23 protein-coding genes and 1 tRNA gene are annotated in these 26068 nt (G+C 41.2%); 13 read left to right on the forward strand and 11 right to left on the reverse strand.

Annotated features, from left to right (window positions below; all coding sequences use genetic code 11):
- Nucleotides 1-59 precede the first annotated feature (59 nt).
- From BM375_RS03435 to BM375_RS03470, 8 genes are all read left to right on the forward strand, one after another.
- Complete coding sequence (locus BM375_RS03435; RefSeq protein WP_093363776.1) at nucleotides 60-263, forward strand: hypothetical protein; 204 nt, start codon at nucleotides 60-62, stop codon at nucleotides 261-263.
- A gap of 7 nt (nucleotides 264-270) precedes the next feature.
- Nucleotides 271-411, forward strand: a complete 141-nt coding sequence (locus BM375_RS17135; RefSeq protein ID WP_170852577.1) for a hypothetical protein — start codon at nucleotides 271-273, stop codon at nucleotides 409-411.
- A gap of 188 nt (nucleotides 412-599) precedes the next feature.
- Nucleotides 600-1610 (forward strand): SMP-30/gluconolactonase/LRE family protein, encoded by a 1011-nt coding sequence (locus BM375_RS03440; RefSeq protein WP_093363777.1) that lies wholly within the window; start codon nucleotides 600-602, stop codon nucleotides 1608-1610.
- Nucleotides 1611-1702: 92 nt separating this feature from the next.
- Nucleotides 1703-2155, forward strand: a complete 453-nt coding sequence (locus BM375_RS03445) for a GNAT family N-acetyltransferase (protein WP_093363778.1) — start codon at nucleotides 1703-1705, stop codon at nucleotides 2153-2155.
- The gene (locus tag BM375_RS03450; RefSeq protein WP_093363779.1) at nucleotides 2148-3134 is read left to right on the forward strand and encodes an amidohydrolase family protein; all 987 of its coding nucleotides are present in this window, start codon (nucleotides 2148-2150) and stop codon (nucleotides 3132-3134) included. Before BM375_RS03445 ends, BM375_RS03450 begins: the two co-directional genes overlap by 8 nt.
- Before the next feature lie 700 nt (nucleotides 3135-3834).
- Complete coding sequence (locus tag BM375_RS03460) at nucleotides 3835-4977, forward strand: Sb-PDE family phosphodiesterase (protein WP_170852578.1); 1143 nt, start codon at nucleotides 3835-3837, stop codon at nucleotides 4975-4977.
- Between the two features lie 10 nt (nucleotides 4978-4987).
- Complete coding sequence (locus tag BM375_RS03465; RefSeq protein WP_093363782.1) at nucleotides 4988-8227, forward strand: SusC/RagA family TonB-linked outer membrane protein; 3240 nt, start codon at nucleotides 4988-4990, stop codon at nucleotides 8225-8227.
- Between the two features lie 11 nt (nucleotides 8228-8238).
- Nucleotides 8239-9981: a RagB/SusD family nutrient uptake outer membrane protein gene (locus BM375_RS03470; protein WP_093364052.1), complete on the forward strand. Its 1743-nt coding sequence runs from the start codon at nucleotides 8239-8241 to the stop codon at nucleotides 9979-9981.
- Between the two features lie 294 nt (nucleotides 9982-10275).
- On the opposite strand, the gene BM375_RS03480 is transcribed toward BM375_RS03470, so the two are convergent.
- From BM375_RS03480 to BM375_RS03510, 7 genes are all read right to left on the reverse strand, one after another.
- Nucleotides 10276-10348: transfer RNA gene (locus BM375_RS03480), tRNA-Lys, on the reverse strand.
- Between the two features lie 180 nt (nucleotides 10349-10528).
- Nucleotides 10529-10825 carry an LPXTG cell wall anchor domain-containing protein gene (locus tag BM375_RS03485; RefSeq protein WP_093363783.1) on the reverse strand — a complete coding sequence of 99 codons (297 nt, stop codon included), beginning with the start codon at nucleotides 10823-10825 and terminating at the stop codon, nucleotides 10529-10531.
- 158 nt (nucleotides 10826-10983) lie between these two features.
- Nucleotides 10984-11427, reverse strand: coding sequence for a 50S ribosomal protein L9 (gene rplI, locus BM375_RS03490; RefSeq protein WP_093363784.1), 444 nt, complete (start codon nucleotides 11425-11427; stop codon nucleotides 10984-10986).
- Nucleotides 11428-11442: 15 nt separating this feature from the next.
- The gene (gene rpsR, locus BM375_RS03495; RefSeq protein WP_093363785.1) at nucleotides 11443-11706 is read right to left on the reverse strand and encodes a 30S ribosomal protein S18; all 264 of its coding nucleotides are present in this window, start codon (nucleotides 11704-11706) and stop codon (nucleotides 11443-11445) included.
- Nucleotides 11706-12074: a 30S ribosomal protein S6 gene (gene rpsF / locus BM375_RS03500; RefSeq protein ID WP_093363786.1), complete on the reverse strand. Its 369-nt coding sequence runs from the start codon at nucleotides 12072-12074 to the stop codon at nucleotides 11706-11708. Before rpsF ends, rpsR begins: the two co-directional genes overlap by 1 nt.
- A 105-nt stretch (nucleotides 12075-12179) precedes the next feature.
- Complete coding sequence (locus BM375_RS03505) at nucleotides 12180-12560, reverse strand: YchJ family protein (RefSeq protein ID WP_093363787.1); 381 nt, start codon at nucleotides 12558-12560, stop codon at nucleotides 12180-12182.
- 1 nt (nucleotide 12561) lies between these two features.
- Nucleotides 12562-13440: a cupin-like domain-containing protein gene (locus tag BM375_RS03510; protein WP_093363788.1), complete on the reverse strand. Its 879-nt coding sequence runs from the start codon at nucleotides 13438-13440 to the stop codon at nucleotides 12562-12564.
- A gap of 123 nt (nucleotides 13441-13563) precedes the next feature.
- On the opposite strand from BM375_RS03510, the gene BM375_RS03515 reads away from it, so the two are divergent.
- Nucleotides 13564-14070, forward strand: coding sequence for a lipocalin-like domain-containing protein (locus BM375_RS03515; RefSeq protein ID WP_093363789.1), 507 nt, complete (start codon nucleotides 13564-13566; stop codon nucleotides 14068-14070).
- A gap of 49 nt (nucleotides 14071-14119) precedes the next feature.
- Here BM375_RS03515 and BM375_RS03520 read toward each other — a convergent pair whose 3' ends face one another.
- From BM375_RS03520 to gyrA, 3 genes are read right to left on the reverse strand one after another with little or no spacing between them, the layout of a single operon-like run.
- Entirely contained in the window at nucleotides 14120-15289 is a 1170-nt protein-coding gene (locus tag BM375_RS03520; protein WP_093363790.1) for a tetratricopeptide repeat protein, read from the reverse strand.
- Nucleotides 15290-15291: 2 nt separating this feature from the next.
- The gene (locus BM375_RS03525) at nucleotides 15292-16386 is read right to left on the reverse strand and encodes a tetratricopeptide repeat protein (RefSeq protein WP_093363791.1); all 1095 of its coding nucleotides are present in this window, start codon (nucleotides 16384-16386) and stop codon (nucleotides 15292-15294) included.
- Between the two features lie 15 nt (nucleotides 16387-16401).
- Nucleotides 16402-18969 (reverse strand): DNA gyrase subunit A, encoded by a 2568-nt coding sequence (gyrA, locus tag BM375_RS03530; RefSeq protein WP_093363792.1) that lies wholly within the window; start codon nucleotides 18967-18969, stop codon nucleotides 16402-16404.
- Nucleotides 18970-19332: 363 nt separating this feature from the next.
- Between gyrA and serC the strand changes: the two genes are divergently transcribed.
- The 4 genes from serC to lysA all read left to right on the forward strand — a co-directional run bounded on the left by serC (nucleotide 19333) and on the right by lysA (nucleotide 24315).
- Entirely contained in the window at nucleotides 19333-20400 is a 1068-nt protein-coding gene (gene serC, locus BM375_RS03535; protein ID WP_093363793.1) for a 3-phosphoserine/phosphohydroxythreonine transaminase, read from the forward strand.
- Nucleotides 20401-20494: 94 nt separating this feature from the next.
- Complete coding sequence (locus BM375_RS03540; protein WP_093363794.1) at nucleotides 20495-21442, forward strand: D-2-hydroxyacid dehydrogenase; 948 nt, start codon at nucleotides 20495-20497, stop codon at nucleotides 21440-21442.
- A 261-nt stretch (nucleotides 21443-21703) separates the two neighbouring features.
- A complete protein-coding gene (locus BM375_RS03545; RefSeq protein WP_093363795.1) occupies nucleotides 21704-23017 on the forward strand; it encodes an aspartate kinase in 1314 nt (437 codons plus the stop codon).
- Nucleotides 23018-23139: 122 nt separating this feature from the next.
- Nucleotides 23140-24315 carry a diaminopimelate decarboxylase gene (lysA, locus tag BM375_RS03550; protein ID WP_398357074.1) on the forward strand — a complete coding sequence of 392 codons (1176 nt, stop codon included), beginning with the start codon at nucleotides 23140-23142 and terminating at the stop codon, nucleotides 24313-24315.
- 78 nt (nucleotides 24316-24393) lie between these two features.
- Here lysA and BM375_RS03555 read toward each other — a convergent pair whose 3' ends face one another.
- Nucleotides 24394-26028, reverse strand: a complete 1635-nt coding sequence (locus tag BM375_RS03555) for an ABC-F family ATP-binding cassette domain-containing protein (RefSeq protein ID WP_093363796.1) — start codon at nucleotides 26026-26028, stop codon at nucleotides 24394-24396.
- Between the last annotated feature and the right edge of the window lie 40 nt (nucleotides 26029-26068).

Raw genomic sequence — 26068 nt, forward strand, 5'->3', positions numbered from 1 at the left:
AACCACAAGGGTTGCCCTTACAATTGGAATATCATCACCATTAAAGACAATTTATTAAAATGAAAACAACAATCAAAAAAATCAGCCAGGCGGTACAGGTGGTACTGCTGGCACCAATAAAATTGCCCGGTAAGGCATTGCATATTTTGAAATATGTAGCAGTAGGATTAGGCGTGCTGGATGCGGTGCTGTCGGATAGGGCAGAGGACAGCGTTGCGCCAACCGCAGAGGGGAAGGAGGCTGGCGATGAAGCCGCTGAGTAATATACAGATGGGTACCCTAGGGGGTACCATCTGTTCCCTATTCGGGAGCATCACGCTTGACGACATGGTCAAGACCGCTGTATTAGCTGCAGTTGGTGCAATAGTCAGTTTTTTTGTCAGTAGTTTGCTGAACAAAAGAAGAAGTTAGTTAATACTATATTACATAAATTCATTTTTATGCTATGCAATTAAATTGTGCATAAAAATGAATTTATGTAGGTTTGTTAAAGTTGCTTAAGCAAATATTGAATGCTTGTAAAAGTGATTGCTAAACGTTTGGTTCTATTCTACTAGAATATAGATATAAACGTAATATTATGATAAAACATTCTATATATGAAACTGACATTTATTCCATGTATTTTAATTACAGCATTTGCATGTAATACTCCTCAACAATCTGAACAAACGCAATACGAAACCACGGGCAGTGTTGAGCGGTTGGATCCGGCGTTGGACAGCATTATCGACGGCAATACAGTGGCGGAAATTATTGCTGAAGGTTTTGAGTGGAGCGAAGGCCCGTTATGGGTCGAAAGCGAGCAGATGTTGCTGTTTTCGGATGTGCCAACAAATACAATCTACAAATGGACGGATGAAAAAGGAAGCGAAATATATGTAAAGCCCAGTGGCTATACCGGGGATGTTCCCAGCGTACAAAAAGAACCCGGCAGTAATGGACTCACTTTGGACAATGCAGGAAACTTAGTGATATGCCAGCATGGGAATCGTCAGGTTGCAAAAATGGATGCGTCGATACAGCAGCCTAAAGCTGTCTTCACGACATTGGCGGATCGGTATGACGGTAAACGGTTAAGTAGCCCTAATGATGTCGTGTACAACAAAGCAAATGAATTATTTTTCACAGATCCTCCCTATGGATTGCAAACCCAAGGAGATGATGACCCTGAAAAAGAAATTCCTTTTAACGGAGTGTATCAGGTAAAACAAAATGGTGAAATCGTGCTGTTAACGGATAAGATCAGCAGGCCTAATGGTATTGACTTCTTTTCGGATGAAAAAAAGCTGCTTATTGGGAACTCTGATCCCAACGCTGCAGATTGGTACTTACTCGATTTGACCGATACCGTCGTTACCCCAAAATTGTTTTACAGTGCTACAAACGAACGTAGAGGGGTAAAGGGATTGCCCGATGGTCTTAAAATAGATCGTAATGGCATTGTGTATGCCAGTGGCCCGGGAGGAATATGGATATTTAACAGTCAGGGTAGGGTGCTCGGAAAAATAAAATTAGATAATCCGGTGTCGAATGTGGCGTTGTCTGCAGATGAAAAAATACTATATATAACAAATAGCGACAAGGTATTACGGCTTAAACTGAAATAAATTAGTGCGATTAATCTTTCGGTTGAGCTTTTTTGACTGCATACAATTATTACAGTCCGAAACGATTTGCAAACAAAACTATTAAACCAAAAATGGATTTACAGATTAAAGAGATTACGGACTATAGTCATGAAGTAAAAAATACAGTTAAGCACTTACTGAAAGTATTAACAGATCCCGAAAGTAATATTTCCGATCAGCAGTTGAGAGAAATAATATGTTCTGAGAACAGTCATCTTTTTTTCGCTACTAACCTTCAGGATGTATGTATGGGTATGTTGACGGTAGGAATTTATCAGTCGCTAACCGGAAAGAAAGCTTGGGTTGAAGATGTTGCCGTTGACGAATCATTCAGAGGACAAGGTATTGGTGAGCATCTAGTAACATTTGCTATCCAATTTGCCAGGCAGCATAATGTGGATGTTTTGAGCCTGACATCTTCTCCTGCCCGGGTTGCAGCTAATAATTTGTATAAAAAAATAGGTTTTCAACCAAAGGAAACCAATGTTTACAAAATGACTTTAAGTACCGATTCTCATGCTTAAACTTGAAAATTTTCCGAAAATAGATGCGCATTTTCACTCGACATTTTATGACCCTGTGTATGAGAAAATAGCAAAAGACTATCATATAAAATACATCAACATTAATACAAATGCGGGTGTTTTCCCTGATATGGAAGTTCAGGAAAATGTGGCTTTGACATATATTAAAAAAGCTCCTGCACACTTCGCTTATATTGCCAGTTTTGAAATGCAAGGTTGGGAGAATCCAAATTGGTATCCCAATGTATTGGAACGCTTAAAAAAATCGATTAATCAAGGAGCTGTGGGTGTTAAAATCTGGAAAAATATCGGAATGGAGATTTTGAAACCTAATGATCAATCATTTTTAATGATTGATGACCCCTTTTTTGATTCGCTCTTCGTCTATTTAAGTGAAAACAAGATTCCTGTGCTTACCCACTTGGGAGAACCGAAGAATTGCTGGTTACCTATTGAAGAAATGACCTCGGAACGTAATAAGGCCTATTACATTAAAAATCCTGAATTTCATGCATATTTACATCCTGAGATTCCTTCGTACGAACGTCAGATAGAAGCAAGAGATTATTTACTTACTAAATATCCTGATCTAACATTAATAGGTGCTCATCTGGGAAGCTTAGAGTGGAGTTATGGAGAGCTTGCAAAGCGTTTTGATCAACATGCTAACTTTTACGTTGATTTATCTTCCCGTTTAGGGCATTTGCAGATGCAGTCGGTCCACGATTATGAGGGGGTGCGTAATTTCTTTATTAAATATGCTGATCGTATCCTATATGGAACAGACGCCTACAACAATCCGGAGAAATTGATGAGCTCCCTAATTAATGACTGGAACTACTTCACAACAAACAAAGGTTGTGAATATACAGAGGTAAATGGTGCTTTTATGGGTATTGATCTACCTGAAGAGGTTCTCTACAAGCTTTATTATGCCAATGCGCTAAGAATATATACAGGCCTTAATGTTGAAATCTAAAGTTGAGTATCTGTTTAGCTTTGGTGGGGTATGCTGGATATCTTTAAAATTATCTGTTTGCGTCGTGGGTTCTATAAAGATTAGTTACTTCTATGTTAAACGTGAGTTCGATAAAAAGACGAATAAATGATTTTGTCTAACACTCATCCCGGAACGAGATTGTTCGAACCCATCCCAACCCTTCTGTTCTCATCCCAGCTAACAAAAAAGCCCAATCTTTCGATTGAGCTTTTGTTTGTGATCCCGCTGGGATTGTTTGCGTCCCACAAGCCCGCACTCCAGGCCGCAAAGAAAAATGTTCGAACCCATCCCAACCCTTCTGTTCTCATCCCCAGCTATACAAAAAAAGCAACCCTTTTTGGAGTTGCTTTTGTTTGTGAACTTACTGGTACGAAACTCGAACTCTTTTTTGGAAGATTTGAGGCGATTCATCCTATTCAAAGATCTTCGATATTTACTAATCTTGACACAGTTTATTTTACACTCTCAAATACCCAAAGTAATATGTCCTTATCTGCTCTTTAAATACTTGTAATGAAGAATATCTTAATCCTTTTATGCTCTGTAATGGAGCCTTTTCAATGCAGGCTCCATCACGGACAGACCAAGCAATAAAGTTCACAGTTTAGTCATCTAAACTTCACATATTCTTTACGCTGCTTCAATAGCTTTGTGGCCAAATCACATTGTATTGATGAACATGAAGAAAACTTTAATTTTATTTGCAGCAGTAAGCTTACTGAGCTTTCCAAGTCAAGCACAAACGGATGATGGCATCCAACGCTTGGACGAATTTCGTTATCCTAAGAAACGTGAGATCATCTCTATTCCTAAAGTAAATGGTTTAACCGTTTTAAAGTGTGATTTCCACATGCATACGGTCTTCACAGACGGTCACGTATGGCCCAATGTACGTGTTCAAGAGGCCTGGAAAGAAGGTTTAGATGCGATTTCCTTTACAGAACATGTCGAGTACACACCTCACTCGGCCGATGTGAAGCCGGGTAACCTCCGACCACACGAACTTGCTGAAAATTTAGCGGCAGAGAACAACTTGATATTAATCAAAGGAACAGAGGTGACGCGTAACACGCCTCCCGGACATTTCAACGCACTGTTTATCGAGGATGATGCCAATTTGGTAGCCGACCGTGCAAGTGAACTTGATAAACAGGCTATACAAGCGGTAGTCGATCAAAATGCCTTTATATTCTGGAACCACCCGGGGTGGAAAGCGACCCAAATCCCTGGATCGTATGAGTGGATTCCCTTTGTAGAGGAAATGTATCAGGCAAAAAACCTCCACGGTATCGAAGTGGTCAATGGATTTGGTTTCCACAAAAAAGCACTGGACTGGGCCTTGGACCGCAACCTCACCGTCATCGGCAATACCGATATCCACAACCTCATCGCTCACGATTATGATATCGAACGTGAAGGTGTACATCGCACAATGACCCTGGTCATGGCAAAAGACCGTAGTGCGGCAGCTATTCGCGAAGCGCTTGAAAAAGGAAACACAGTGGCTTGGTCCAGCAACTACCTGTTTGGCAAAGAAGAAAATATCCGCGATCTATTCAATGCCTGCGTAACGATGGGTGAGGCATACCACGAAAAAGCGAATAACCAAGGAAAGGTAACAAAGTACTACGAGATCTCGAACAACAGTGATTTGTACTTTGAATTGCAACTAAAAGAAGGCAACGGTACCAAAAAAGTGATCTTGTATCCACAGTCTGCACAGACCATTACAGCAGCAGAAGGACAGTCAACACTGACTTACGAGGTGGTTTCGACCTATATCCGAAGCGACAAACATTTGGCGGTAGAACTCAGCTTATAATCAACTATATATGAAATTTTATATACCAATATTGCTATTGGCAGGGATGACTATGTCTACAAATCTCCTTGCTGACCCTATAACAAGGGAGATGAATACGTCGACGAGAGCGGTACAAAAAATCTCGGGTAAAGTAGTAGATACTCAGGGAAATCCACTTGCTTCGGCAACGATATCGCTACAAGGTACAGCATACAAAACACAGACCAACCTGCAAGGTGAATTCAGCTTTGAACAAATTTCCGAAGGTGAAAAAACTTTGGTCGTTTCGCTTGTCGGCTATAAAACGCTGGAGGTACAGGTACGGCCTAATGTCTATGCAACCATCACACTTACCGTAGCGAATGACTTGGAAGAAGTAGTCGTCGTAGGATATGGTACGCAGAAAAAGGCTAATCTGACAGGGGCTGTATCTCAAGTGGGTACTGAGGTCTTGGAGAATAGACCCTCACCAAGCTTAAGCCGTATGCTGCAAGGCACATTGCCCAACCTAAACCTGAAAATGGTTGATGGTAGTCCTACACGTAGCGCGACATTTAACGTTCGTGGTACCACATCTATTGGTGCAGGCGGTAGCGCATTAGTCCTAATCGATGGCGTGGAAGGTGATGCGAACAATGTAAATCCCAATGACATCGAAAGTGTCACTGTACTCAAAGACGCTTCTTCAGGTGCAATTTACGGTTCACGTGCTGCCTTTGGTGTGGTATTGATTACGACCAAAAACCCACAAAAAGGAATGACTAAAGTAGATTTCAACTCCAGCTACTCGATCAATCAACGTACGGTAGAACCAAAATTGATCACGAATGGGTACGAATGGGCAAACAATTTCAATGAGGCATTCAATGCGTGGTACGACTACAAGTCTACCCCCATCTCTGTCAACAATATCTATCCTTTCTCCCTGGAGTACTTGGAGGCACTGAAGCAGTATAACGACAATCCTACAGGGGAGGACGCCGTGTTCAATCCAGCAAAAAACAGATACGAGTACTTTGGAAATACGGATTGGTACAATATGATCTATAACGACATGATGCCAGCAACCGAACAGGCTCTTAGTGTGTCGGGCGGAGGTGAAAAAGCATCTTATTATGTTTCCGGTCGATATTACCACCAAGATGGTCTCTTCAAATACAGTCCTGACAAATTCAACAAATACAACCTACGTGGAAAAGGAGATATTCAAATCAATGATTGGATTACACTCCAAAACAACACGGAATTAAGCAGCTATGACTATGTGTACCCAATGTTTGCCGACGGAGATGGTAATATCTGGCGACAATTTGAGCATCAGGGCTATCCAATGGCTGTTATCTATAACCCTGACGGTACGTATACCCATACTGCCGTATATACGGGAGTAGCTTCTTATATGGAAGGCAACAACAAATCGGACTTGAACAATACTTATTTACGTAATACGACCACACTCGTTGTCAAACCTACAACAGGATTGACCTTGAAAGGTGATTTCTCCTATGCGAAAACCTGGGAAAAAGAAGTCCGTACCAACAACTATATGAACTACAGCAATGCGCCTGAGCAGATTTCCCGTTTTGGCAGAAGCTTGCTCAGAGAGTGGAATGAAGATACCAAGTACCTTGCAGCAAACGTCACGGCCAATTACGTTACAAAACTTGCCGATAAGCATGATATCAATGCGCTAATTGGTTATAACGTAGAAAGCTCATCAACAAACATTTTGCGTGCACAACGAGACGGTATTTTAGTCGAGAGCAAACCAGACTTCAACTTGATGGACGGACTCAACTACGCCATTACCGGCGGTGGTAACGAGTGGGCATATCTTGGTCTATTCTATCGTTTTAACTATGGCTACGACAACAAGTATTTGCTCGAATTAAACGGCCGATATGACGGTTCTTCAAAATTCCCATCGCACCAACGATATGGTTTTTTCCCATCGGTATCTGCGGGTTGGGTGGTTTCTAACGAAAACTTTTTCGAAGGAGCACGCTCGATCGTAAGCAACTTAAAGTTTAGAGCATCTTATGGCTCGTTAGGTAATGGTAATGTGGCTCCGTACCGCTACCTTGAACAAATGTCTGTCGCCAAAACTTCCGTTATCCTAAATGGCGTACAGGCCAACTACACCAGTATTCCCGGCGTGATTCCTAATGGACTCACTTGGGAAAGATCAACAACATTCAACATGGGGGTAGATTTAGGCTTGCTACAAAATAGCCTCAATATCAACTTCGACTGGTACAATAGGATGACCTACGACATGTTCACTTCTGGGCAGCCGTTACCAAATGTGTTTGGCGCAACAGTACCGTATGGCAACTATGCCGACCTCTCGACCAAAGGTTGGGAACTGACAGTCAACTACCAAAACAAATTTGACTTAGCAGGCAAACCATTCAAGTGGGGAATCAACGGTTCCTTGTGGGACAGTAAATCGACCATTGAGCGTTTCAACAATCCAAATAAACTTCTTACCACCTATTACGTAGGACAGGAAGTTGGAGAAATATGGGGTTACGAAACTTTAGGCTTCTTTACCTCTGATGAAGACGTGAAAAATCATGCTGACCAAGACTTCCTAAAGAACTCGAATAATAACGTGTGGCTGGCAGGTGATTTAAAATTTGCCGATCTGAATAATGACGGGATTATCAACCAAGGAAATAACACGGTGGACAATCCTGGGGATCGCCGCGTTATCGGGAACAACTCCCCTCGCTACCAATACGGGTTTACATTGTCGGGTAATTGGGGAGGCGTAGGTGTATCGGCATTCTTCCAAGGTATAGGAAAGCGGGATTGGTACTTCGCGTCAGAAGCGGGCTTGTTTTGGGGTCCATACAACAGACCTTATGGCTACCAACCTGTAACCATGATGAATGACTACTGGACGGAAGAAAATCCAGACGCTTACTTCCCAAGATATAGAGGTTATACTGCGTTGGGCACTGATCGATCACTTGGAGCACCTCAAACACGGTACCTGCAAGACGTATCCTATTTACGTTTGAAAACATTGACCGTGGATTATGCCTTACCGAATGAATGGATTTCGAAAATGAAAATCCGCAGGGCACAGGTATTCCTATCGGCACAAAACCTGTTTACAGCCTCAGGCTTATTCAAACACACGGAAAACTTTGACCCAGAAGTCATGGAAAACCCTGTGGGTGAATTGACCAATGGATCCGGCCAAGGGTATGCCTATCCGATGCTGAAAACAACAACCATAGGTTTGAACTTAACTTTTTAATGTCCAGAGAAATGAAAATTAGAACTATAATATTATTGATTTGTACCTGTGTAGGGTTCAGCTCCTGTTCAGACTTTTTGGACAAAGAGCCTTTCGACAAATTGGTGCCGACATCTTTCTTTAATACAGAAGCGGATCTGGCTCTTTACGTCAATTCCTTTTACCAAAATTTCACGCCAGCGGCGTTGAGCATTGTTCAGGCAGACGAAATGGGTGATTTCACCTCAAAGAACAACTCTCCTACCTTTATAGCGGGTAATTTCTCCCCCGTAGATCAAGGAAAATGGAATTGGACAAACCTACGTAATGTCAATTACTTTTTGGAAAAGTACAATAATCCTGCTATTCCAGAGGAGGCTCGAAACCACTATGCCGGCATTGCTCGTTTCTTTAGAGCATACTTCTACTTCGGAATGGTGAAAACGTACGGTGATGTTCCGTATTATTCAAAGGCTTTAGCGACAGACGACCCGGATTTGTATAAAGGCCGCGACCCGCGTACAGCGGTAATGGACTCTGTCTTAGCAGATCTGGATTTCGCGATCGCCAATATCCGCTCTAATAAAGATAACTCTGCCTCCACGATCACAAAATGGGTTGCATTAGGTCTAAAATCACGTATAGCGTTATTTGAAGGTACTTTCCGTAAAAACCACGGCCAACTGGGCTTACAATCTACCGCAAACTTTTGGCTCAATGAGGCAGCTGATGCTGCCAAACAAGTCATGGAATCTGGCCAATACAGCCTTCATCAGACTGGGAATGCGGACGTTGATTATCGGACATTGTTCATCAGCGAAAACCCAGTAGCGAGCGAAATTATGTGGGCTACCGTCTACAATAACGCATTAAAAAGATGGCACGAGGTAACCTGGAAATTTAACTCGGCGACTTACGGAGCACGTTGGGGTCTGAACAAACAGTTTGTAAACACTTATCTAAAAACAGACGGCACACGTTTCACCGATAAAGATAATTTTGACCAAATTCTATTTGTAGAAGAGATGGCAGACAGAGACCCTCGTTTAGCGCAAACCGTTCGTTCATTGGGTTACAAAAGATCGGATGGCTCTGCTGCGCCGCCCAACTTCGGATACACCTTTACCGGCTACCATATCTTGAAATTCAGTCTTGATGATAAGCGTCTCGATGGTGTAGCGGAGAGCTATAACTCCGTCAGTATGATGCGCTATGCCGAGATATTGCTAAACTATGCTGAAGCCAAAGCTGAACTTGGCGAGATGAATACAGAGGTATGGAATCAAACTATTGGTGCGCTACGAAGTAGAGCAGGTGTGAACAACCAGGAGCCTCAAACGGCCGATAGCTATCTCCAATCTGTATATTTCCCAGAAATATCGGACAAATATCTATTGGAGGTACGCCGTGAACGAGGAATTGAATTGGTGTATGAAGGATTCCGTTACGATGATTTGTTGCGATGGAGAAAGGGTAAATTACTTGAAATGGATTGGAAAGGTATATATGTACCGGCAATGAATACCGAAATGGATTTAGACGGTAATGGTACACCCGACGTTTCTTTCGTAAAATCTATTCCTGCACAAACTACGGCGAACGTTACCTATGTGGTAATCGATGGTGTAGCGTCCAAATTGTCAGAAGGGGATAAAGGTCATATCATTTGGCGTGCCGACGAAGACCGGGAGTTTTCTGACAAGAAATATTTCAAACCGATATCGAATGCGGATATCGTCGATAATCCAAATCTGGAACAAAACCCAGGCTGGTAATTAAAAAAGTGAATTCATAAAAACCTCCGTTCCGCTTATGGTGAAACGGAGGTTTTTTATTGTAAACACTTTTAGATAGTACAATCTGAATTGATAGACCTTCTGAAAACGGCGATATTGAGGAAAAAAGGCTTATAATGAGTTCGATGTTCCCCGATTTTTTGGAATTTGACGGAACAAGACATCGAACTCCGAGACTAAATTCCGCGATTGCTCTTATCTATCAGAATAACAGCAAGTTAAAAGGCAAAAAAAATGGGACAAGTCTTTCTTTTTTAGACTTGTCCCAAGAGGTGATCCCGCTGGGACTCGAACCCAGGACCCATACATTAAAAGTGTATTGCTCTACCAGCTGAGCTACGGAATCCTACTTCTTTTTTCGAAGTAACCTTCGTTGTTTGAAGTGATGCAAAGGTAGGTATTTCTCCCTTATTTGCAAACTATCTGTGGCTTTTTTTTTAATTTAATTGTCGAAAAAACTGGTTCTTAGGGAATTAAATTTTAATTTAAAAAGAGCTCGTCAGCTACAGGACAAAATTGAACTTATTTATTCTTTTCCCAGGAACTTTCTGTCTTCTTCGGAAAGGTGAGAATCGGAGTCTTCCTGTATCGTATTTTCATTTTCTATTGTATTAGAAATAATATATTCTTTCGGGTGTTTTTTCTTGCGTCGGAAGAGCAAACCGCCTGCGATGACACCTAATAAAAAGAATATTCCCAATATAAGCAGTTTAGATGTCCTTATTTCGCCGAAAAACCAGAAAGTGGCTTCCTCCTTGTTGTTGAACAAAATAATCAATACAAGAGCTGTTATGATGCTAAATATGATTGTCTTTGGTTTCATAATATCATTTTTACAATTGCAAAGAAAGTAAAAAACCTCAAAAAGTAGGGAAGGAGATAGACTTTATTTTTAAGTAGTTGGCCTGAACGGCTATATACAAAAAAAGGGATAACCATTCATTGGTTATCCCTTTTGTCTATGTGATACCGAATAATAGCTTATTCAGCTACAACTTCGAAAGGAACTTGAACTTTCACTTCTTTATGTAAGTTTAAGTTTGCTACGTATTCACCAACTGTTTTAGGTTCAGTTTCGAAAGTGATACGACGACGATCTACGTCAAATCCTTGTACTTTCAAAGCTTCAGCAATCTGAATGCTGTTTACTTTACCAAAGATTTTACCGCTTTCGCCAGCTTTAGCGCCAATAGAAAGTTTTATACTTTCCAATTTACCCGCTAATTCTGTAGCATCTTTTTTGATTTTCTCTTGTTTGAACTGAGCTTGTTTGATATTCTCAGCCAATACTTTCTTAGCAGACACTGTCGCTAAGATAGCAAATCCTTGAGGGATTAAGTAGTTACGACCGTAACCTGGCTTTACCACTACGATATCGTCTTTCTCGCCAAGGTTTTTAATATCTTGTTTTAATATAACTTCCATTGTGTCGTTTCCTCCTTATTTTAATGAATCAGTTACGTAAGGCAATAAGCTGATGATACGCGCACGTTTCACGGCTTGAGCTACTTTACGTTGAAATTTCAATGATGTACCAGTAAGACGACGAGGTAAAATTTTACCTTGATCGTTCACAAATTTCAATAAGAAGTTTGCGTCTTTGTAGTCGATATATTTGATACCGTTCTTTTTGAAGCGGCAATATTTTTTACGGTTGTCCTCTACTTTAGGAGCAGTTACGTATTGGATATTATCGTTTGCCATTAGTTTGCTACCTCCTCAGTTTTAGTTTCAGCTTTTTTGTTGAATGCACCGCTACGTTTTTTCTCGTTGTAAGCTACTGCATGTTTGTCAAGTGCAATCGTTAAGAAACGCATTACACGCTCGTCTCGCTTGTACTCAAGCTCTAATTTTTGGATTAATTCACCTGGAGCCTTGAATTCTGTTAAGTGATAGAATCCAGTTGTTTTTTTCTGGATTGGATACGCTAATTTTTTCAAACCCCAATTGTCTTCAGCGACAATCTCGGCTCCGCCTTCTGTAAGGATGTTTTTGAATTTTGCGATAGTTTCTTTCGCAACCTCCTCAGAAAGCAACGGGGTAAGAATGATTACAGATTCGTACTGTTGCATTTTTGTTTAAATAATTATGTTAACTTATTTTTTTAACTCCGTACTACAACGGAAGTGCAAAGGTAAGTTTTTTATTTGATAGTCCTATAGATAAGAGTAAAAAAATTAAACTAGTTTACCATCTATATAATACCATATATCTTGTACTTGCTTGAAATTAGATTTTTCATGATGTACTTCCACTTCAAGGTCGTTGTTCAGATAGTGCGCACGAAATTCTACCGTATGTTGAGATGCTTTAACGATTTCAAGCTGCATCCATTTGCTTTGAGTTGCCCATAACTGTATATCTCTTTTATTTTGAAATCGTCTTGTACTGGGATGAAAGCTGTCGTACAGGAAATCTACAAGCCCTTTAGTAAAGGCTGAATAGCGCGCACGCATGAGTGATTCAGCACTTTGCGCCGAGCGGAGGTCTTTATGTATCGGTTCACAACAATCAGAATAGGAGTGCTGCGAACCGCATGGGCATAGTTCGTTATGCATTCTATTTCTGCTTGGATAGGTGATGTTCTAAAGCTTGCTGACTCTTTTCAAAGGCTTTGCGTTGTTTGCGTTCCACCCATTTCTTTTTGAATAGCTTTCGCATGATTTTATCGGTATTGCGAATAACAAACACCTCCTTCAGCATATTGAGAAGACGTGTAGGCGAACTTGGAAAGGAGCGAAGCGTGACCGAGAATCCAGCTTCCAGATAACGGTTGAAGTGCCAATAGCCACTCGGCATGAAGAGGGCATCTCCATGTTCCATGAATATTTCATAGCCCTGAGCATAGGCTAATGCTGGGAACTGTTCATAATCAGGATTTTCATAATCTATGTTATAGACGGTATGTACAGATAGTGGTACTTTATAAAGGAAAGGTGCTTGATCCGGAGCGAAGAGCAGCACTCTCTTTTTGCCTTCGAACTGAAAATGCAATAGATCCCCCAGATCTACATCATAGTGCATCAAGACCCGGGCTTCACTACCACCAAAAAATAATGTGGGGATGCGTTTGAAATACTTAAACCCAAGATCTGGATAGCTAAAGTTCTTTAAGAGTTCAGGCAATTTATCAGTGATGATATAAAAGAAGATACGCAAATCGGAAGGCTCTCGCTGTATAAGCTTAATATAATCCCGCATCTTCATGTACTTGACAGGCTTATCTGTAGCTTTGTTGGGATCGGCTGGTTTATTATCGTATAAACCGACTTCTTGGTCCCCGGCTTCCTGATAGATGTAATCGAGATTCCATTTATCGAAAGCAGGCCATTTTTTGGCGAAGCCCTTGATCAAAACCGGCTTCTGGGGTTTGAAATATTTTTCCAAAAACTCCGCTTTACTGATGTCGTCGACAGTATCAATGGGTGATAGAATCATGGCTTTAATTTAACGATCTAAATGTAACAAAAATATTTCTGTCAAAATAAACTCATACTGCATTTTTATATAAACTATAACGGATATATCTGCGTTATTAAGATAAAACTAACACACGTTTTTATGACATCACTGAAAAATGAATTGATAGGAAGTTGGAAACTCCTATCCTATATAGAGGTGCCGATTCAAGGTGAAGATTCTTTATTCCCGATGGGGAAAAATCCATATGGTATATTGTTGTATTCCGCCGATGGGTATATGTCGGTTCAGATAGCGAAAGAGGAACGGCTCCTATTCGGGAGTAATGACAAGTTGATTGCTACAGGCGAAGAAATGGCTTCGGCATTAGAGGGGTACATTGCTTTTGCAGGCCGCTTTAAAGTTGATAATAGTAATGCAATCGTTTCATATATGATTAAAAGCTCTCTATTTCCTAACTGGAAAAACAAGGTGCAGCACCGCAAGGTGGATTTTGAAGGAGAAAATATCCTTTACCTGAAATCTACTGAGCCAATTCTATCCAATGGGCTTTTGGTAAATTCTTATATGACTTGGCAGCGGATGGATAGGACGATTGATGATTTTTTCGAAGAACAGATATTAGAAGAGAGAATGTATGACTCATAAAAAAAGCGGGATTTTTAAATATCCCGCTTTTTTATGAGCTGTATAGCGCTTAATTTAAAGCATCCATTTTAGCTTGTATCTCTGCTGATTTAGCTTCGTCCTGTTGGAAATCGTAATATCCTTTTAAGCTGCGTAAAGCATCGGAGTCTTGTGGATTCAGTTCAACTACTTTTTCCAGATAAGGAAGCGCGCCTTTGATTTTTTCTTTTAGAGCATCAACTTTTGTGTTGTAATCCGCATTTGAGAGCGTTTTATCTTCATTGACGGCATTTAGCTCATCACGTACACTGTTGATGATGGTTGCTGCGGCATTACGGTTGGCATCGGAATAATTCGGATCGATAGCGATAGCTTTTTTGTAAGCTTCGATAGCTTTGTCCGAATTGTTTGCTGCCGATTGTGCAATACCCAAGTAATAGTACAAAGATTTGTTGTTGCCATCTTTAGCAATCTGATTTTCGATGTCTGTAATTACCTTAGCTTCGTTACCAACAATTAAGTTCAACTCAATGTTTTGAACCACTGCATCATTGTCATCTGGATATTCCCGAACAGCAATAGCGGCATATTCCAAAGCATTGATTGTGTCCTGAGTTGATAAATAAAGCTTTGGTAAATCTACCAAGACCGATCTGTGTGCCGAAAACTCTTTCGCTGGAATCAACTCTTTATATTTTTCGATAGCGCTAGGGTAGTCCTGTGATTGGATTGCCGCTAAACCAGAATAATACGTCAACGTTGTGTCGCCTGGAAGATAAGTCAATGCGTTGCCGAATAGCTTATAAGCTGTTTTGAAATCTTGCTTATCCCATGCGCCTACACCTTGGTTGAAACTGAATTGTCCCAACATTTGACCTGCAATGGTAAGGTTGTCACCGTGCTTGTTGTCCGCATCCAACTCCTTGGCTTTTTTTATCGCATCAGCAGCAGCGGTTGCCGCTTCTTCAGAGTTATCTAAGGTCGCTACATTGGCATTCACCAATGCATAGACTGTCCAAGTTTCTGCATCATCTTTGGTTTTGTCATGAGCAATGGCTTGGTCGATAGCTTCTTTAGCTGTCGTAAGGTTGCTTCTGCCAAGCTCTGCCGAACCTGCAGATTTCAATTCATCGTACTTTTGTAAGCTGCTTTTTGCTTTTCGTAGGTTGCTGGTCTGGGCAAAAGTTGTTGTTCCTGCCGCAACTAATAAAGAGAATAATATTGCTTTTTTGAAGTTCATACTTAATTATTTGATAGTTGATTCAATAGTAAATTTACACGGTCCAATTGTGCCGGGTCGCCAGCTTTTTCGTAATAAAGAGCCAATGACTTTAAAGCATTAACGTCATAAGGACGGATTTCGTTTGCCTTAAGCAATAAATTTTGTGCATTGTATTGCGCTTCGACATTGTCTTCGTCTTTTAAAAAGTCGTTTAGGTATATTAAACCTAAAGCCAGATTGGATTCGTAATTGTTTCCATTCAGTTGTAAAGCCTGTTCGTAGTAACTTTTAGCAGTGCCAATATTTCCTGCATTTTCATTGGCATATCCTGCTAAATAGTGAAGTTCGATATTTTCAGGCTCGTATTTAATAGCTTCGCCAATAATAGGTACAATAGCTTTATATTCACCAAGCTGGGCAAATTCTTGAACCAAATTCATCAATACCGATTTGTTCTCAGGAAATTTAACGCGCGCATTTTGCAATGTGTTCAAAACTTCTTGCTTTGCACCTGTTTTGCGATAGATGTCAGTGAGTTCTAAATAATGTTCTACAGGAGCATTTTCTCTTTTTACAAGTTCTTGATAGTACTGTACAGCTTGCTCGTATTGCTTGGTTTCTGTAGCTAAAACGGCAAGGTTATACTGTACATCAAAGTTACTCACCGCTAAAGATTTTACTTTAAGGTACTCGTTATAAGCCTGTTCAAAATCCTTTTTTTCCATGGCTTTGGCAGCTTTGTAGACGTGTGCGGCTGCCAAATTTTGCTTAATGTATTTTACCTCAGCTGGATTGGACATTAGATCACGACTTTTTATTCTGCCAAACGCTTCATAAGTCAAATCAATCGGGTCTTTGTCATTCTTAATGCTTCTTGTCGAATCGGCATAGGAGATTGCACTGTAAACCATCGAACGGAGGATGTTTATCCGTGTGTTAGATGAGTCACGACGCGTTTTGTACGATGCATCGATAAACTTCTTGGCGTTCTCCAGATTTTTCAATTCACCCGTCTGCGTATACATGGCGAAGGCATTGCTTCCTTCCTTGTAATTAGACTGGGCAACAGCAACCGATGAAGCAGCTATTAATAAACACGACAGAATCGTTCTCATGTTATTTTTTGTTTTTTATTCTTCGTTATCTACCGATGTATCGTTGTCTTCTTCTGAAGAGATGTCGGCGTTGTTGTCTACATCAGTAGCTTCCAAGCCTTCTTCCTCCTCCTCACGCTCTACTTTCGTGATGGATGCAATAGCATCGGTATCCTTCAATGTAATCAACCGGACCCCTTGTGTAGCACGCCCCATGACACGAAGTGAATCCACACCAATACGGATGACAATACCTGATTTGTTAATAATCATCAAGTCGTCTTGATCTGTCACGCCTTTAATCGCAACAAGCTCTCCCGTTTTATCCGTCACATTGATGGTTTTTACACCTTTACCACCACGGTTTGTTACACGATAATCTTCAATATCGGTACGTTTGCCGTAACCTTTTTCAGACACGACCAATACAGTTGTCTCTGAATTATCTACAGCAATCATGCCAACAACTTCATCTTGTTCGCTAGCTAGTGTAATTCCGCGAACACCGGTCGCTGTTCTACCCATTGGACGCACTGTTGATTCGTTGAATCGGATAGCACGGCCAGAGCGCAATGCCATAACGACTTCGCTGCTTCCGGTAGTCAGACATGCTTCTAAAAGCTCATCGCCTTCGTTGATATTAATGGCGTTGATACCATTTGCACGTGGTCGAGAGTAAGCTTCCAAAGAAGTTTTCTTGATTGTACCCTTTTTGGTACACATGATGATAAAGTTGTTCTCTAGATAATCTTGGTCTTTCAGGTTGATTACCTTAATGAAAGCCTTGATTTTTTCTTCCTTCGGAACATTGATGATATTTTGCAAAGCGCGGCCTCTGGAAGTACGGCTGCCTTCTGGTATTTCGAATGCGCGAAGCCAGAAACAACGTCCTTGATCTGTAAACAAGAGCAAGTAGTTGTGTGCTGATGCCGTAATGATGTGCTCGGTAAAGTCTTCATCGCGGGTGGTGGATCCGATAGCACCTTTACCACCGCGCCCTTGACGACGGTATTCGGTAAGCGGCGTGCGTTTTACATAGCTGTTGTGTGAAATGGTAATCACGATTTCTTCGTCATCGATGAAATCTTCCATACGCATATCCTCTGCGGAATGTACGATAGTAGAGCGACGTTCATCGCCGTATTTCTCTTTGACTTCGATAAGCTCGTTTTTAATGATTTCCATACGCAGGCCTTCGTCAGCCAATACTTGTTTTAAGTAATCGATGGTTTTCATCAATTCAGCATATTCTTCTTTGATTTTGTCGCGTTCCAGTCCGGTCAGACGGCGCAAGGTCATATCTAGGATTGCACGAGCCTGAATGTCGGTCAATCCAAATTTTTCCATCAAGCCTATGCGTGCATCTTCCGGTGTATCGGAATTACGGATCAAGCGGATAACCTCATCCAAATGATCCAATGCAATCAAGTAGCCTTCTAAGATATGTGCGCGTTTTTCAGCCTCAGCTAGTTCGTATTTCGTACGACGGATGACAACCTCATGCCTGTGCTCCACAAATTCGTGAATCATATCTTTCAGATTCAACAACATTGGACGTCCTTTAACTAGGGCAATGTTATTGACTGAAAAAGAGGTTTGTAAAGCGGTGTATTTATAGAGGTTATTTAAGACAACATTAGCATTTGCTTCACGTTTTATTTCATAGACGATACGGAAACCCTCGCGGTCAGATTCGTCACGGATAGTCGAGATACCTTCAATTTTCTTGTCGTTGACAAGTTCGGCCGTGCGCTCGATCATGTTAGCCTTGTTGACTTGGTAAGGGATCTCGGTAACGATAATGCATTCACGTCCATTTTTCAAGGTTTCGATCTCTGCCTTACCTCGCATGACAATACGTCCACGACCAGTTTCGAAAGCATCTTTCACGCCGTTGTAACCATATATGATCCCTCCAGTAGGAAAGTCAGGTCCTTTAATGTGTTGCATCAACTCGGAAATCTCTATATCACGATTGTCGATGTACGCGATGGTGCCATCTACGACTTCTGAAAGATTATGCGGGGCCATGTTCGTAGCCATACCTACAGCAATACCGGAAGCTCCGTTTACTAATAAGTTAGGGATGCGAGTTGGTAAAACGGTAGGCTCTTCGAGGGAGTCGTCAAAGTTAAGTTGGAAATCAACAGTATCTTTATTGATGTCGGAAAGCATTTCTTCCGCAATTTTTTTCAACCGAGCTTCGGTATAACGCATAGCCGCAGGAGGGTCGCCGTCAATAGAGCCGTAGTTACCTTGCCCGTCCACAAGCGTATAACGCATACTCCAGTCTTGGGCTAAACGTACCATGGCGTCATAAACAGACGTATCACCATGTGGGTGATATTTACCCAGTACGTCACCGACGATACGAGCAGATTTTTTATAAGGTTTGCCGCTGGTTACCCCCAAGTCCAACATGCCGTAAAGTACCCTTCTGTGAACAGGTTTTAGTCCGTCCCTTGCATCAGGCAATGCACGAGAAACAATCACCGACATGGAATAGTCAATGTAGGCGGATTTCATTTGGTCCTCAATATTGATAGGGATAATCCTGTCGTTCGCAGGAATTAGATTGTTTTCGTTTTCTGTTTCTTCAGCCATATTAATTTGGATTCAATCAAACTATCTGTTGCATGGAATGAAAAGTCCACACATCGCATGCGAAGTTACAATTTTTTTCGTTCAAAAACGCAGCTTTATGCCAAAATTAGCTTTAGACTCTAAGCCAGAAGCTGTGGGGATTTGGTATCCTCTATTTACTTCATTAAGGCTAAAAGCTTAATGCTTATTGCATAAAGCTTGTAGCTGAAATATTTTTATCAGGTTAAGGTAAAATTTGTTTAATTTCTAACAAAATAAGCTTAAATGTGAAAATTTTTAAAATTTATTCTATTTTTGCGGTGGATTTAATCAGAGGGATTAAATTCATTACGATTTAATTTATTTACGCTTAACAAATTAACGATGAAACATAATTTTGGGGCAGGACCATGTATCCTTCCAAAGGAAGTATTTCAAGAGGCTTCTGAAGCTGTGATTGACTTTAATAACACAGGGTTATCCATTCTTGAAATATCACATCGTTCCAAGGAATTTGAGCAAGTTGTTATAGAAGCAGAGGCTTTGGTTCGCGAATTGTTGCAAGTTCCGGACGATTATTCGGTGCTGTTCTTACAAGGTGGGGCGACCCAGCAGTTTGCAATGGTTCCGATGAACATATTGCCAGAAGGAGGAAAAGCGGCCTATTTAGACACAGGTGTTTGGGCTACGAAAGCTGCAAAAGAAGCCTCTAAATTAGGTACAGTAGAGGTAGTGGCCTCCTCATCGGATAAAAACTATAATTATATTCCAAAAGACTTCTCCGTACCTGCGGATGCGACATACTTTCATTATACGTCCAACAATACTATATACGGAACGGAAGTATTCGAAAAGCCTCAGGTAGATATTCCGACTGTTGTTGATATGTCGTCCGATATTTTAAGTCGTGTTATCAATGTGGCGGATCACGATATTATTTATGCCGGAGCGCAAAAGAATATGGGGGCTGCTGGGGTAACTTTGGTGATTGTTAAAAATTCTATTTTAGGTACGTCAGGTCGTAACCTCCCTTCAATATTTGACTATCAGTCGCATGCGAAAGCTGGATCGATGTTCAATACGCCCCCGGTTTTTTCGATTTATGTGTCGATGCTAAACCTACGCTGGTTAAAAGCTAAGGGTGGAGTATCTGTTATCGAACAGGAAAATATCATCAAAGCGCGTACATTATATGAAGAAATAGATCGCAACCCGCTATTCAAAGGTACAGCTAACGAAGAGGATCGTTCACGCATGAATGTTACTTTTGTGATGGATACACCGGAGCAGGAAGCAGCTTTTCTTGAATTGGCTAAAAAACGTGGCCTGGTAGGTATAAAAGGTCATCGTTCAGTCGGTGGATTCCGTGCTTCGATTTACAATGCGTTAAGTATTACATCTATCAATGCACTGGTCGATGCGATGAAGGAGTTTGAGGAATTAAGTAAATAAATATTAGTATTGAGTAGTTAGTAGTGGGTATTGAGAAAGATTATTTCTAATCTAAAAATATCTATATGCTACATATACATATCTAAAGGAAAATATGAGAATATTAGCAAACGATGGTATTGATGCTGTCGGTAAAAAAATATTGGAAGAAGCGGGATTTGAAGTGGATACAAACCATATCCCGCAGGAAGAACTGATTGAAAAATTAAATGCTTACGATGCGATTACCGTACGTAGTGCAACCAAAGTAAGACAGGCTTTAATTGACGCTTGTCCGAATATCAAAGCAATTGGCCGTGGTGGTGTGGGAATGGACAATATCGACGTGGATTATGCACGTTCAAAAGGTATTGCTGTTATCAACACGCCGGCTGCATCATCTTTGTCTGTAGCTGAATTGGTATTTGCACATTTATTGAATGGTGTACGTTTCTTATACGATTCTAACCGTAAGATGGTGGGTGAAGGAAATACCAACTTTGGTGGTTTGAAAAAAGCGTATGCCAAAGGGGTAGAGTTACGTGGCAAAACTATCGGTATTGTGGGATTCGGAAGAATTGGCCGTGAAACAGCTAAAGTAGCATTGGGCTTGGGGATGGATGTTATCTATACCGACTTATATGACGGCCCTGCTTCATTGGAGTTGACTTTGTCAGGTGGCATTCAAGTAGACGTTCCTGTTCATCAGGTTTCTTTTGAAGAAGTATTGAAAAAATCAGATTTCATTTCCTTGCATGTTCCATTTCTGGAAAAAGCGGCTATCAGTAAAGATGAATTTGCTGTGATGAAAGACGGTGTCGGATTGGTAAATGCATCACGTGGAGGTGTAATTGATGAATTGGAATTGATCCAAGCATTGGATTCTGGGAAAGTAGCTTTTGCAGCACTGGATGTGTTTGACAATGAGCCAACGCCTCGTCAGGAAATTCTGACGCACCCGAAGATTTCGTTAACACCGCATATCGGGGCGGCAACGAACGAAGCACAGGAACGTATCGGTGTGGAATTGGCGAATCTGCTAATTGACGCACTGAAGAAGTAAAACTTCCGCATAGAATATTTCATGCGGCACGAGACTGATATAGATGTTTTGTGCCGCATTTTTGTTTAGTACATGACAGAAATCAATAAATCATCAAAAAAACGCGTCATTGCGAGGAAGAATGACGAAGCAATCTGCGTTTTCGATGTCATTCCCGCCTCAGGCGGGACTTCGTTGCTTCGCAATGACGATGACATTTCTTTGTCATGAAGTGTATTTTTTTTACATTTACAACCTTATAATAAATAGTTACATACCATTATGAAAATTTTAAAATTTGGTGGCACTTCGGTGGGAAGTGCGCAGCGCATCAAAGGATTGTTGGATATCGTCAATCCTTCAGAGCGTCAGATAGTGGTGTTGTCGGCTGTAGCCGGTACAACAAACGCTTTAGTGGAAATTGGACAGGCTTTCTTGGCAGGAAAGAAGGAAGAAGCCTTGGAACTCACTAAGCAACATAAACATAAGTATGAGCTATTGATTAAAGAGCTTTTTGCAACCGAGCAAGGCTTGGCAAAAGGACAAAATTTGATTGATTATCACTTCAATTATATCGCTTCATTAGGAAACGAAATGTTTACGCCTGTTGAGGAAAAGATCATTCTGGCACAAGGCGAATTGCTTTCCACTACGCTGTTTCATTTCCATTTGGAGGAAATAGGTGTACCGTCGGTATTATTGCCGGCACTGGATTTTATGAAAATCGACGAAGACAATGAGCCTATGGTGGAATACATAGGAGAGAAATTGACTAATCTGTTAAGTATTCATCCAAACAATACACTTTTCATTACGCAAGGGTATATCTGTCGGAATTCTTTTGGAGAGATTGATAACTTGCGTCGTGGAGGTTCAGATTATACGGCATCTTTGATAGGAGCAGCGATACAGGCGGATGAGGTACAAATCTGGACGGATATTGACGGTATGCACAACAACGATCCACGTGTGGTGAAAAATACCACACCAATCGCACATTTGAGCTTTGATGAAGCTGCGGAACTTGCATATTTCGGAGCGAAAATCCTTCATCCACAAAGTGTTTTCCCAGCACAGCGCTATAATGTTCCCGTACGTTTATTGAACACAATGGATCCGCAAGCTTCAGGAACCTTAATCAGCAAAGATGGTGGACAGACAGGACAAATCCGCGCGATTGCTGCTAAAGATGGCATTACAGCTATACATATCAATTCCTCACGGATGTTGTTAGCGTACGGATTCTTGCGTAAAGTATTTGAGATTTTTGAACGCTATAAAACACCGATCGATATGATTACCACTTCAGAGGTTGCTGTTTCGTTGACCATTGATGACACACGAAACTTAGGGGATATTATCAAAGAGGTAGAAGACTTCGGTAAGGTGCGTGTAGATCATAACCAGACTATTGTCTGCGTTGTGGGAGATTTTAGTGCCAATACCCACGGCTATGCAGCCCGTGTATTGGATGCTGTGAAGCATTTGCCATTACGTATGGTTTCCTACGGTGGATCGGATTATAATGTGTCGATCTTGTTGGATACGGAACATAAGACGGAAGCATTACGTTCTTTGCATAACCGACTGTTTTAGGAGTTAGATATTAGAAACTAGATATTAGAGACTGGGAGATTAGAAACAAGATATTGGGGATTAGGTCTTTCCAGTCTATGGTTTCCAATTTCGAGTCTCTAATTACGAATAAAGATTATATGTTGTTTAATAACAATCAGCAGGAAAGTATAAAAGCATTAGATACGCCTTTTTACTATTATGATTTGGACTTGTTGGATCAAACGTTGTCACAGGCAAAAACTGCCGCAGATAAACGCGGTTTCCATGTTCATTATGCGCTAAAAGCCAATTTCAACGACCGTTTATTAGGCCTTATTCAGTCCAAAGGGTTCGGAGCGGATTGTGTTAGCGGAAATGAGGTACAGAAATCTATTGACTTGGGATTCTCAGCAGATAAAATCACTTTTGCAGGTGTTGGAAAGTCTGATAAGGAAATCATTACAGCCTTGAAGCATAATATTTTTGCTTTCAATGTGGAATCTATACAGGAGATGGAAGTTATCAACGAACTGGCTGGACAGTTGGGGGTAACAGCAAATGTGTCTTTACGTATCAATCCGAATGTGGATGCGCATACACACCATTATATCACGACGGGCTTGGATGAAAATAAATTTGGGGTTCCGACATCTGAGCTGGAGAAAGCAGCGTCCGTGATTCGTCAGGCTCCGCATGTCAATTTGATTGGTCTGCATTTTCACGTAGGATCGCAGATTACGGATATGAACGTTTTCAAGAGCCTTTGTGTAAAAGTCAACGAATGGAAAAATTGGTTTGAAGAACGAGGTACGACTATTCAGGTGCTTAACGTAGGTGGTGGTTTGGGGGTTGATTACCAACAACCGGATGAAAATCCAATCCCGGATTTTGAGGCTTATTTTGCTATTTTCGATAAGTTTTTAGAACGTCAGCCTCATCAAGAAGTACATTTTGAGTTGGGAAGGGCTTTAGTTGCCCAATGTGGAGCTTTGGTGAGCAAAGTGCTTTATACTAAAAGCGGTGTAAAGAAAAACTTTTTGGTACTCGATGCAGGGATGACGGAACTGATGCGTCCGGCATTATATCAAGCGTATCACAAAATAGAGAAAGTGGGTGGGGAAAGTAATAATACTACACTCAATTACGATGTGGTAGGACCTATCTGCGAAAGTTCCGATTGTTTTGGCAAAGAAGTGCCATTGCCGGAATCCCAGCGCGGCGATTTAATTGCTATCCGCACAGCAGGGGCGTATGGTGAGGTGATGGCATCACGCTATAATCTTCGTGAAGAAATCCGTTATGCTTTCAAGCAGAACGAAGAGATTACAGTAGGGTAATAAAGAAAAGATTTATTAACAAAAAAACGAGGCTGCCTTAAAAAGGCAGCCTCGTTTTTTTGATGAGAGTGTATGCGATTACTTCTTACGTCCGTACATTTCCTCACGTTGTGCTTTAACAGCATCGGAGTTAATGTATTCGTCGTAAGACATCAATTTGTCGATAATGCCGTTAGGCGTTAATTCAATGATACGGTTGGCAACCGTTTGGGTCAATTCGTGGTCACGAGAAGTAAACAACATGGAGCCACGGAAATCGTTCATACCATTGTTCAATGCCGTGATGGATTCCAGATCCAAGTGGTTGGTTGGCTCGTCAAAAATCAAGAAGTTAGCGCCTTGTAACATCATTTTTGAGAACATACAACGCATTTTTTCTCCTCCGGATAATACAGAAACTTTTTTCAATACTTCCTCGCCAGAGAACAGCATTTTGCCTAAGAACCCACGGATAAATTGCTCATCTGCATCTGGGCGTGTTGTATAGTTACGCAACCAATCGACCAGATTTTCATTAGAACCTTCAAAATACGCTGCATTTTCGATAGGCATGTCAGTAGGCGTAATAGTCACACCCCATTTAAATTCGCCACCGAAATCCGTATCACGTCCGCTCAAGATATCGTAGAAGGCCGTTGTCACCAGGGAGTTGTCTGACAGCACGGCAATCTTATCGCCTTTATTCATCATAAAGGTAATATCTTTGAAGTAGACCTCACCGTTCACCGTTTTGCTCAACCCCTCTACGTTCAAGATCTGATCGCCCGATTCACGATCCATCTGGTTGAACATAATAGCTGGATATTTACGGTTCGAAGGTTTGATATCATCGACGTTAATTTTATCCAAGGCTTTCTTCCGCGAAGTTGCCTGTTTGGATTTGGAAGCATTAGCCGAGAAACGACGGATAAATTCCTGTAATTCCTTGATTTTATCTTCCATTTTCTTGTTCTGATCCGAACGTTGTTTCAATGCCAACTGAGATGATTCGTACCAGAAAGAGTAGTTACCAGTGTAGATAGACATTTTGCCGAAATCGATATCTACGATGTGGGTACAGACATGATCTAAGAAGTGACGGTCGTGGGATACGACCAATACGATAGCCTCATAGTCCGCCAAGAAATCTTCAAACCACGCAATGGTGTTAATATCCAAATCGTTGGTAGGCTCATCGAGAATAAGGATATCGGGGTTTCCGAAAAGCGCTTGTGCCAAGAGCACACGTACTTTCTCGTTACCGTCTAATTCTTTTACTAACTTATAGTGAAGTTCTTCCTTGATGCCCAAGTTACTCAATAGGGTAGCAGCATTGCTTTCCGCATTCCATCCGTCCATTTCTGCAAAAAGACTTTCCAACTCACCAGCGCGCTCGCCATCAGCATCGGTAAAGTCTTCTTTCATGTAAATGGCATCCTTTTCTTTCATGATCTTGTACAGCTCTTGATTACCCATCATGATCGTCTCCAAAACCGTAAATTCATCAAATTCGTAGTGGTTCTGTTTCAATACGGACATACGCTCACCAGGGGTGAAAGCGACCGAGCCTGTCGTAGGATCTACTTCGCCAGAGATAATTTTAAGGAAGGTGGATTTTCCGGCTCCGTTCGCACCAATGATGCCGTAACAGTTGCCGGGAGTGAATTTTAAGTTGACATCTTCGAATAGCACACGTTTGCCATAGCGAAGGGATAGATTCGATACATTAATCATGGCGCAAAGATACGCTTTATTATTTGATTTTTTTAGCATC

Origin of the sequence: Sphingobacterium wenxiniae (genome assembly GCF_900116225.1) — a bacterium.
Classification (GTDB): Bacteria; Bacteroidota; Bacteroidia; order Sphingobacteriales; family Sphingobacteriaceae; genus Sphingobacterium; species Sphingobacterium wenxiniae.

Bases quoted from the DNA above. Each gene is read 5' to 3' on its own strand.
- BM375_RS03440 (WP_093363777.1), top strand. From the start codon at position 600: ATGAAACTGACATTTATTCCATGTATTTTAATTACAGCATTTGCATGT.
- BM375_RS03435 (WP_093363776.1), top strand. From the start codon at position 60: ATGAAAACAACAATCAAAAAAATCAGCCAGGCGGTACAGGTGGTACTG.
- rpsF (WP_093363786.1), bottom strand. From the start codon at position 12,074: ATGCAACAGTACGAATCTGTAATCATTCTTACCCCGTTGCTTTCTGAG.
- BM375_RS03485 (WP_093363783.1), bottom strand. From the start codon at position 10,825: ATGAAACCAAAGACAATCATATTTAGCATCATAACAGCTCTTGTATTG.
- BM375_RS17135 (WP_170852577.1), top strand. From the start codon at position 271: ATGGGTACCCTAGGGGGTACCATCTGTTCCCTATTCGGGAGCATCACG.
- BM375_RS03520 (WP_093363790.1), bottom strand. From the start codon at position 15,289: ATGAACTTCAAAAAAGCAATATTATTCTCTTTATTAGTTGCGGCAGGA.
- rpsR (WP_093363785.1), bottom strand. From the start codon at position 11,706: ATGGCAAACGATAATATCCAATACGTAACTGCTCCTAAAGTAGAGGAC.
- BM375_RS03525 (WP_093363791.1), bottom strand. From the start codon at position 16,386: ATGAGAACGATTCTGTCGTGTTTATTAATAGCTGCTTCATCGGTTGCT.
- BM375_RS03460 (WP_170852578.1), top strand. From the start codon at position 3,835: ATGAAGAAAACTTTAATTTTATTTGCAGCAGTAAGCTTACTGAGCTTT.
- BM375_RS03445 (WP_093363778.1), top strand. From the start codon at position 1,703: ATGGATTTACAGATTAAAGAGATTACGGACTATAGTCATGAAGTAAAA.
- BM375_RS03465 (WP_093363782.1), top strand. From the start codon at position 4,988: ATGAAATTTTATATACCAATATTGCTATTGGCAGGGATGACTATGTCT.
- gyrA (WP_093363792.1), bottom strand. From the start codon at position 18,969: ATGGCTGAAGAAACAGAAAACGAAAACAATCTAATTCCTGCGAACGAC.
- BM375_RS03470 (WP_093364052.1), top strand. From the start codon at position 8,239: ATGAAAATTAGAACTATAATATTATTGATTTGTACCTGTGTAGGGTTC.
- BM375_RS03555 (WP_093363796.1), bottom strand. From the start codon at position 26,028: ATGATTAATGTATCGAATCTATCCCTTCGCTATGGCAAACGTGTGCTA.
- BM375_RS03540 (WP_093363794.1), top strand. From the start codon at position 20,495: ATGAGAATATTAGCAAACGATGGTATTGATGCTGTCGGTAAAAAAATA.
- rplI (WP_093363784.1), bottom strand. From the start codon at position 11,427: ATGGAAGTTATATTAAAACAAGATATTAAAAACCTTGGCGAGAAAGAC.
- BM375_RS03450 (WP_093363779.1), top strand. From the start codon at position 2,148: ATGCTTAAACTTGAAAATTTTCCGAAAATAGATGCGCATTTTCACTCG.
- BM375_RS03505 (WP_093363787.1), bottom strand. From the start codon at position 12,560: ATGCATAACGAACTATGCCCATGCGGTTCGCAGCACTCCTATTCTGAT.
- BM375_RS03515 (WP_093363789.1), top strand. From the start codon at position 13,564: ATGACATCACTGAAAAATGAATTGATAGGAAGTTGGAAACTCCTATCC.
- BM375_RS03545 (WP_093363795.1), top strand. From the start codon at position 21,704: ATGAAAATTTTAAAATTTGGTGGCACTTCGGTGGGAAGTGCGCAGCGC.
- BM375_RS03510 (WP_093363788.1), bottom strand. From the start codon at position 13,440: ATGATTCTATCACCCATTGATACTGTCGACGACATCAGTAAAGCGGAG.
- serC (WP_093363793.1), top strand. From the start codon at position 19,333: ATGAAACATAATTTTGGGGCAGGACCATGTATCCTTCCAAAGGAAGTA.